At 72.1% G+C, this 7242-nt stretch carries 5 protein-coding genes and 1 other RNA gene; 2 read left to right on the top strand and 4 right to left on the bottom strand.

What is annotated here, in order from left to right; all coding sequences use genetic code 11:
* Positions 1-15 precede the first annotated feature (15 nt).
* On the top strand, positions 16-1842 hold the full coding sequence (locus IEY55_RS27000) for a S9 family peptidase (RefSeq protein ID WP_189061378.1): 1827 nt from the start codon (positions 16-18) through the stop codon (positions 1840-1842).
* 311 nt (positions 1843-2153) lie between these two features.
* Here IEY55_RS27000 and IEY55_RS27005 read toward each other — a convergent pair whose 3' ends face one another.
* From IEY55_RS27005 to IEY55_RS27020, 4 genes are all read right to left on the bottom strand, one after another.
* A complete protein-coding gene (locus IEY55_RS27005) occupies positions 2154-2501 on the bottom strand; it encodes a PepSY domain-containing protein (RefSeq protein WP_189061379.1) in 348 nt (115 codons plus the stop codon).
* Between the two features lie 79 nt (positions 2502-2580).
* Positions 2581-4662 carry a DNA polymerase III subunit gamma and tau gene (locus IEY55_RS27010; protein ID WP_189061380.1) on the bottom strand — a complete coding sequence of 694 codons (2082 nt, stop codon included), beginning with the start codon at positions 4660-4662 and terminating at the stop codon, positions 2581-2583.
* 65 nt (positions 4663-4727) lie between these two features.
* An RNA gene (gene ffs, locus IEY55_RS27015) (signal recognition particle sRNA small type) lies at positions 4728-4822 on the bottom strand.
* Between the two features lie 2 nt (positions 4823-4824).
* The gene (locus IEY55_RS27020) at positions 4825-6081 is read right to left on the bottom strand and encodes a CynX/NimT family MFS transporter (protein WP_189061381.1); all 1257 of its coding nucleotides are present in this window, start codon (positions 6079-6081) and stop codon (positions 4825-4827) included.
* A 50-nt stretch (positions 6082-6131) separates the two neighbouring features.
* On the opposite strand from IEY55_RS27020, the gene IEY55_RS27025 reads away from it, so the two are divergent.
* A complete protein-coding gene (locus tag IEY55_RS27025; protein ID WP_229686793.1) occupies positions 6132-6854 on the top strand; it encodes a FadR/GntR family transcriptional regulator in 723 nt (240 codons plus the stop codon).
* Positions 6855-7242: the final 388 nt, after the last annotated feature.

A 7242-nucleotide genomic window follows, 5' to 3' on the forward strand; every position in this document is an offset into this window, starting at 1 on the left:
TGCCAGGGTGTGGTCATGGGGCGGGGTGTCGACCAGCTGCTTCGGCTGGCGAGCTGGCGCGCGTTCGACGTCGACGAGAGCGGCCGGGTGCTCGCCGGCTCGGACGAGTCCGGCTCGGTCCAGCTGGTCGAGCTCGACCCGGACGGCCCGAGTACCCCGCTCACCGCGCTGCCGGGTGCGTGCTCCGGCCGGTACCTGCCGGGGGAACGCACCGTGGTGGTCCAGCATGACGCGGGCGGGGACGAGCGCGCCCAGCTCTCGCTGCTCAGCCTCGATCCGCTCCCCGACCGTCCGGCCGGGCTGGACGACCTGGAGCCGCTGGTTCGGGATCCGCGGTACGTGCACCGGCTGCTCGACGTCCTGCCCGGGCGGGTCGTCTTCGCGACCAACCGCCGCAACGGGGTCGACTTCGACGTGGTGATCCGCAACCTCTTCAGCGGGGAAGAAGAGACGGTTTACGACCACGGGGGATTCGTCAGAGAGGTCGCGGTCGCGCCGGACAGCCGCTACGTGCTGGTCTCGGTGCCGGGCGAGCCAGCGCTGTCGATGCAGCTGCGGCTGGTGGACACCATGCCCGAGACCGAGGACGACCACGTTGTGTCACTCACCGGGGCGCAGGAGCACGCCCGACACGACCACCTCTTCTGGTTGCCCGGCGACCGCGGTTTCGTGGTGACCACGGACCGGGAACGCGACCTGCTCGGCGTCGCCCGCTACGAGCGGGCGGGCGGCCGGTGGTCCTGGCTGGTCACCTCCGACGAGCACGAGCTGACCGGCTGGCTGTCCCCGGACGGCCAGCTGCTGTTGGTGGAGACCAACGACGACGGTGTGGGCCGGCTGGCCCTGCACGACGCCGAGACCGGGGCGAAGCTGCACGACCTTGCGGTGCCGGCTGGGGGATGGGTGAGCTGGCCGCTCGCCGAGCCGGCGTGGTCGGCCGACTCCCAGCTCGTCGCGCTGACGTTCTCCTCCCCCACAGTGCCCGGTGATGTTCTGCTGGTTCACGCCGAGGGTGGCGAGGTCCGTCGGCTGACCAACTCGCCCGCGCAGCTCGGGGATGAGCCCCTGGTCGAGCCGACCGCGTACCGGGTGCCCACGCCGGATGGCGAGCACATCCCCTGCGCCGTCTACGCCCCGGCCGAAGCGGACACGCCGGTGGGAGGGTCCGCGGTTCTGGTCCTGCACGGTGGGCCGGAGGGGCAGTCGGTGCGCACGTTCAACCCGATCGTGCAGGCTCTGGCGGCACGTGGGCACACCGTTGTCGTGCCGAACATCCGCGGCTCGGTCGGTTACGGCAAGCACTGGTACTCCGCCGATGATGGCCGGAGGCGGCTGGCGGCGGTGGCGGACCTGGCGGCCCTGCACGACTGGCTACCCACGCTGGGCGTCGATCCGTCGCGGGTCGCGCTGTGGGGCGGCTCCTACGGCGGTTACCTGGTCCTCTCCGGACTTGCTTTCCAGCCCGAGCGCTGGGCTGCCGGCGTGGACATCGTGGGAATCTCTTCGCTCGTCACGTTCCTGGAGAACACGGCCCCGTACCGGCGCGCGCATCGGGAGCGCGAGTACGGATCGCTGGAGCGGGACCGGGATTTCCTGCTGTCGGCGTCGCCGATCACGCACGTCGATGCGATCCGTGCACCGTTGTTCGTCATTCATGGCGCCAACGACCCGCGAGTGCCGTTGTCGGAGGCGGAGCAGGTTGTGGCCGCGGTGCAGGACAAGGGCATCGAGTGCGAGCTGCTCGTCTACCAGGATGAGGGCCACGGCCTGGCGAAGCGGGTCAACAGGCTGGACGCCTATCCGCGTGCGCTCGACTTCCTTGCCAGGCATCTCGCCCACTGACCCCGAGCGGCGAATCCTCGCCGGGCAAGGCATTGCGGGCTTGGCCGATCCGCCGAGGCCGGACTGGTTGTGATCACTTGATCACGTCAGCGGGTTTCGCTTGCAGCGCCGACATATCTGCGTTGTCCGCTACACCGCGCTACGTGGGGATCTTCTCAGCGTCTACCCGGTCTTCCGCATCCTCTTGACCCTGTCCTCCCTCCCGATCGTCCTTCCTCCTCGCAATCGTCGACATCGTCATCCGCTCAACCCTGGTTGTTGTCCTCCTCTCGGCCCTCGGCATCGGCGTCCGCTTGATCCTCGGCAACCTCTCAGTCCTCGACCTGGTTCCTGATGACCTGCCCGGTGTGGGCGTCGATGTCGAGGTCGCGGCGTCGACCCTCTGCGTCCGTGGCGTCGATGTCCCAGAGCAGGCGGCCGTTCTCGGTCTCCAGCTCGACGCGGGTGATCTGCCCACCGGCCACGGCGTCCTGTGCGATGCGGTGCGCGAGGTTCCGGTCGATCTCGGGAAGCGGCATGGGTGGGGGCGACGGGGCGGTGGTCACCGGCGGTGTCGTGGCCGTTGGCGCTGGCGGCACGGTGTCCTGCGGGCCGCCGCCGTTGCCGCACCCGCTCAGGACGGCGCCGAACACACCGAACGCGAGGACCACCTGGCTCACGCGATGAGGAGCGCACATACCGACCTGGCTACACCCGTGTGGCCGACAGGACGTGCGTGTTCACCCGAACGCGGTCAGGTCACTCGATCTTGTGGGCGCCGAGGTGCTCGCGGAGCAGGCTGATCGCCGCCTCCTCCGGGTCGTGCCGTGGCGCCGCGGGTCCGGTGGCCGTGGACTCGTCGGCGAGGCGGTCGGCTTCGGCGCGCATCGCGGCGTCGTCCATCGGCTCGGCAGCGCCCGCGGGCTCGGGCTCCGGGCCGAGGTCGGGAGGCGGGGGGATGTCCTCGGGCGGCTCCGGTGGTGGGGGCACGTCGTCCACGGGAGGACCCGACGGTGTGGTGCGGCGCGGTGGCTCACGCCGTTCCGGTGCCTGCCGGGCGGGCTGGGCGGACCGTTGGGGGGCCTGCCGTGCCGGCGCGGTGGGCCTGCCGCCGCCGTTGCCGGCCGCGGGGGGCGTGCCCGGGCCGTCGCCGTGGACGCACTGGACGTTCCAGTCGCCGCCGAGAGCCTGGCAGAGCGCCCCGCGCAGGACTTCCAGGCGCTGCCCCTGTTCGAGCTGCCGGGCCAGCTGTGCGGTCGGCATGGCGACCACGACGGTGTTGCCGTCGACCCCTTGCACCGAGGCGTGGGCGAGCAGCGCCCTGGTGATCTTGTTGACCTTGCCGACCTCGTCGAGCACGCGGGGCCAGTCACGGCGGATCGTGGCGGCGTCCGGCCCACCGGCGGCCGGGGCCCCCGCCGCGGCGGGCGTCGGTGGGGTGGGCTCCCGGGGTGGCTCGGGCGGCTGTGGCCGCGAGGGTGCCGGCGGCTCGGCACGCTTCGGCTCCGCGGGAGGTGGCGGGGTGGCACTGGCCGGCTCTTGGTGCGGCGCCTGCGCCGGGGTTCGGGTTGGGGCCGCCGGTGCTGGGGATTCGCCGGGGCGTTGGGACGTCCGTTCGAAGCGGCGGGGCCCATCGGCGGTTGCCTCGGTGGAGCCGCCGCCCGCGGCAACCGCCGGACCGGCCGGTCCGCGCCGCTCCAGTGCCTCGACCCGCTGGTGCAGCGAGCTTTCGTCGTCGGTGGCGCCGGGCAGCAGCATCCGGGCGCACATCAGCTCCAGCAGGAGGCGGGGTGCGGTGGCGCCGCGCATCTCGGTGAGCCCGGTGTGCAGGATCTCGGCGTACCGGGTGAGCGTGGCCGGGCCGATGTTCCGCGCCTGCGCGGACATCCGCTCGAGCTGGTCGCCGGGCACGTCGATCAGCCCACGGTCGGCGGCGTCCGGCACGGCCCGGAGCAGGACCAGGTCGCGCATCCGGTCGAGCAGGTCGGAGGCGAAGCGGCGCGGGTCGTGTCCGGCTTCCACCAGGTTGTTGACCGCGCCGAAGACGGCGGCGCCGTCGTGCGCCGCCAGCGCGTCGACCATGTCGTCGATCAGCGCGACGTCGGTGACCCCGAGGAGGGCCATTGCGCGCTGGTAGGTGACGCCTTCGGGGCCCGCGCCGGCGAGCAGCTGGTCCAGCACGGACAGGGTGTCCCGGCCCGAGCCGCCACCGGCCCGGATGACCAGGGGGAACACCGCCGGTTCGACCGTGACGCCCTCCTCGGCGCAGATCCGCTCCACCAGCTCGCGCATGACGCCCGGCGGCATCAGGCGGAACGGGTAGTGGTGGGTCCGCGACCGGATGGTGGTCAGCACCTTGTCCGGCTCGGTGGTGGCAAAGACGAAGATGAGGTGCTCGGGTGGCTCCTCGACGATCTTGAGCAGGGCGTTGAAGCCCTGCGGGGTGACCATGTGCGCCTCGTCGATGATGAAGACCCGGTAGCGGGACTCGGCGGGCGCGTAGAAGGCGCGGTCGCGGAGTTCGCGGGCGTCGTCGACGCCGCCGTGGCTGGCGGCGTCCAGCTCGACGACGTCCACGTTGCCCGGTCCTTCGGGGGCGAGCGCGACACAGGAGGCGCACTGGCCGCAGGGGTCCGGCGTGGGGCCCTGCTCGCAGTTCAGGGAGCGGGCCAGGATGCGGGCGCTGGAGGTCTTACCGCAGCCGCGCGGGCCGGAGAACAGGTAGGCGTGGTTGATGCGGCGGGTCGACAGCGCCGTGCGCAGCGGTTCGGTGACGTGCTCCTGCCCGACCAGCTCGGCGAAGGTTGCTGGTCGATACTTGCGGTACAGGGCGAGAGCCACGCTCCCGAACCTTACTTGCGCCCCCTGTCAGGAACGCGACCCGGTGGCCGGAACGAGCCGGCACACAAAGGGGACCCCGCGCACCCGCCAGAGCCCGCTTATCCTTGCTGCCTTCCGGCCCTGGGGAGGTTCACGGGGTGGACGCCGCGCGGGGTCCACGGATCAGTATACCGGCTCGGGCGTGGGCTCTGGCCACCGTGGTCCCCCGTTGCCGGGTCCGGGGCCCGCGAGCGGGGTGTCACGGCCCGCGCCCCGGCCGAGAACGACCTGGATCACGCCCACGGTGAGCAGGGTGGCCATCGGCACCGCCCACCCCCCGGACAGGTCGCGCAGCAGACCGATGGCCAGCGGGCCCACCGCGGCGATCAGGTACCCCATCGTCTGCGCCATGGCCGACAGGGAGGCGGCCAGGTGCGCGTCGGGCGCTCGCAGCCCGATCAGGGTGAGGGCGAGCCCGAACGCGGCGCCCTGGGCCAGGCCGAGCAACACCGCCCACAGCCACGTGGTCCACAGCGGCAACTCGAGGATGCCGGCCAGGGCGACCAACGTCGCCACCGTGACCAGGGTGGTGAGACCGCGCTGGTCGTTCGCCCGCCGGCAGAGCAGTGGTACCGCGAACGAGCCGGCGACCTGCGACAGGGTGGCCAGGGAAAGCACCAGCCCGGCCGCTGCCTCCGACATCCCGCGGTCGACGCACATCGTGGGCAACCAGCTGAAGACGACGTAGGCCAGCAGCGACTGGCTACCCATGAAGCCGGTGACCTGCCAGGCCAGCCGGTCGCGCCACAGCCCCCGCGTGCCGCCCGTCGCCCCCGCCGGGCGCGCCGCCCGTAACGCGGGCCGTACCCAGAATCCCATGGCGAGCACGGGGAAGGCCGCGGTCAGGGCCAGGGGCAGGCGCCAGTCCGAGCCCAGTGCGTGCTGGACCGGGACGACGGCGCCGGCCGCGGCCGCGCCGCTGAGCGTGAGGCTCATGCTGTACACGGCGGTCACCGCCGGGACGCGGTGCGGGAAGTCACGTTTGATCAGGCTGGGAAGCGTCACGTTGGCGACGCCGATGGCCGCACCCACCAGGACCGTGCCGGCGAGCAGCGGGACCATGCCGGATCCGGTGCGTAGCAGGATCCCCGCGAGCAGCACTGGCAGGACGCCGAGCAGCACCCGTTCCTCGCCGAACCTGCGCCGCAGCGACGGTGCGAGCGCCGCGAAGGCGCCGAGACACAGCACGGGCAGGGTGGTCAGCACGCCCGCAGCCGACGCGGACAGCCCCAAGTCGGTCCGGATCTGGCTGACCAGCGACCCGACGCTGGTGATCGGTGCCCGCAGGGTGAAGGCGATCAGTACGACCGCCACGAGCATCCCGATCACTCGCGTCGCCGGGCTCGGTGGCCGGGTCACCTGCTCCGTGTGCTCGATCATCACAGCTCCCCCAGCACAAACATAGGATGTCTGACCTATCGTACGTGGATATGGCTACCATGTGCCGTCCGGTGGCGGGAGGTCATGTGCTGCGGAACGTGGGGCGGGTCTCAACGGTTGATGCGGTGATCGCCGAGCTGCGAACCGCGCTGACGCAGGGTGTCTGGCAGGTGGGCGACCGGATTCCGGCCGAGGTCGAGTTGGCCCGGCAGCTCGGGGTGAGCCGGGCTCCGGTGCGGGAGGCACTGCGCGCCCTGGTGCACGTCGGGGTCCTGGAGGCACGCCAGGGCGACGGCACGTACGTGCGGACCACGGCGGACCCGATGCCGATGCTCGACCAGATGGGCCGGGCGTCCGCCCGGGACGCCTTCGAGGTCCAGCTGGCCTACGACGTGCAGGCCGCCCGGTTCGCCGCCGAACGACGCACCGACCAGGACCTGGCTCGACTGCGGGAGATGCTGCAACGCCGGGACGAGGCGGTGGGCGCCCAGGAGTTCGCCGACGAGGACGCCCGCTTCCACCTCGGGGTGGTGGAGGCGTCGCACAACCCACTGTTGATCGAGTGCTACCGCTACTTCGGCCACCGCCTGCGGGATGCGTTGTACCGATTGCGAATGGACCGCCAGGTTCCGGAGAGCGGCCCCGACCCGCATCACGCGCTGGTCGCGGCAATCGCCGCCGGAGACCCGGAAGGCGCCGCACTCGCGGCACGCAAGGCGATCGAGCCGAGCCTGAACGCCCTCAACTCCCTGCTACCCCCGCGTACCCGCTGACGCCCTCCGCGCCGCCCGCCCCCGGCACCAGCGGGCGTGTTCCCGCCGATGCTCTCGCCGGAGCAATGCACCGCCCGCGCTCCCGGGGTGGCACGACAACCAGGAAGCCGTCCCCCGCCGACGGGGCCGCGGACCCGGCACACGCCGGCCACCATCGCCGGCTCCACTTCCCGCCCGGCGAAGCCGCTCGCTCGTCCGGTGGCAGCGCCAATACGCGCGCCACCGCCGACACCGATCCGACTCCCAACCCCTGATCACCAGCAGGCCAGCCGCGACCAGGGCCAGACCAGCGAGCTCCGAGATCATCGGAACATCCCCCCGTCCCCTGTTACCTTCTTTTGTGGCCCCAGGTTGGGGCTGTCAGGCCACCGGTCCCGGCATGACTGAG

The organism is Longimycelium tulufanense (assembly GCF_014645795.1).
GTDB classification, from domain to species: domain Bacteria; phylum Actinomycetota; class Actinomycetes; order Mycobacteriales; family Pseudonocardiaceae; genus Longimycelium; species Longimycelium tulufanense.

Coding starts and splice junctions, on each gene's coding strand:
- IEY55_RS27025 (WP_229686793.1), top strand. CDS start 6,132: ATGGCTACCATGTGCCGTCCGGTGGCGGGAGGTCATGTGCTGCGGAAC.
- IEY55_RS27000 (WP_189061378.1), top strand. CDS start 16: ATGGGGCGGGGTGTCGACCAGCTGCTTCGGCTGGCGAGCTGGCGCGCG.
- IEY55_RS27020 (WP_189061381.1), bottom strand. CDS start 6,081: ATGATCGAGCACACGGAGCAGGTGACCCGGCCACCGAGCCCGGCGACG.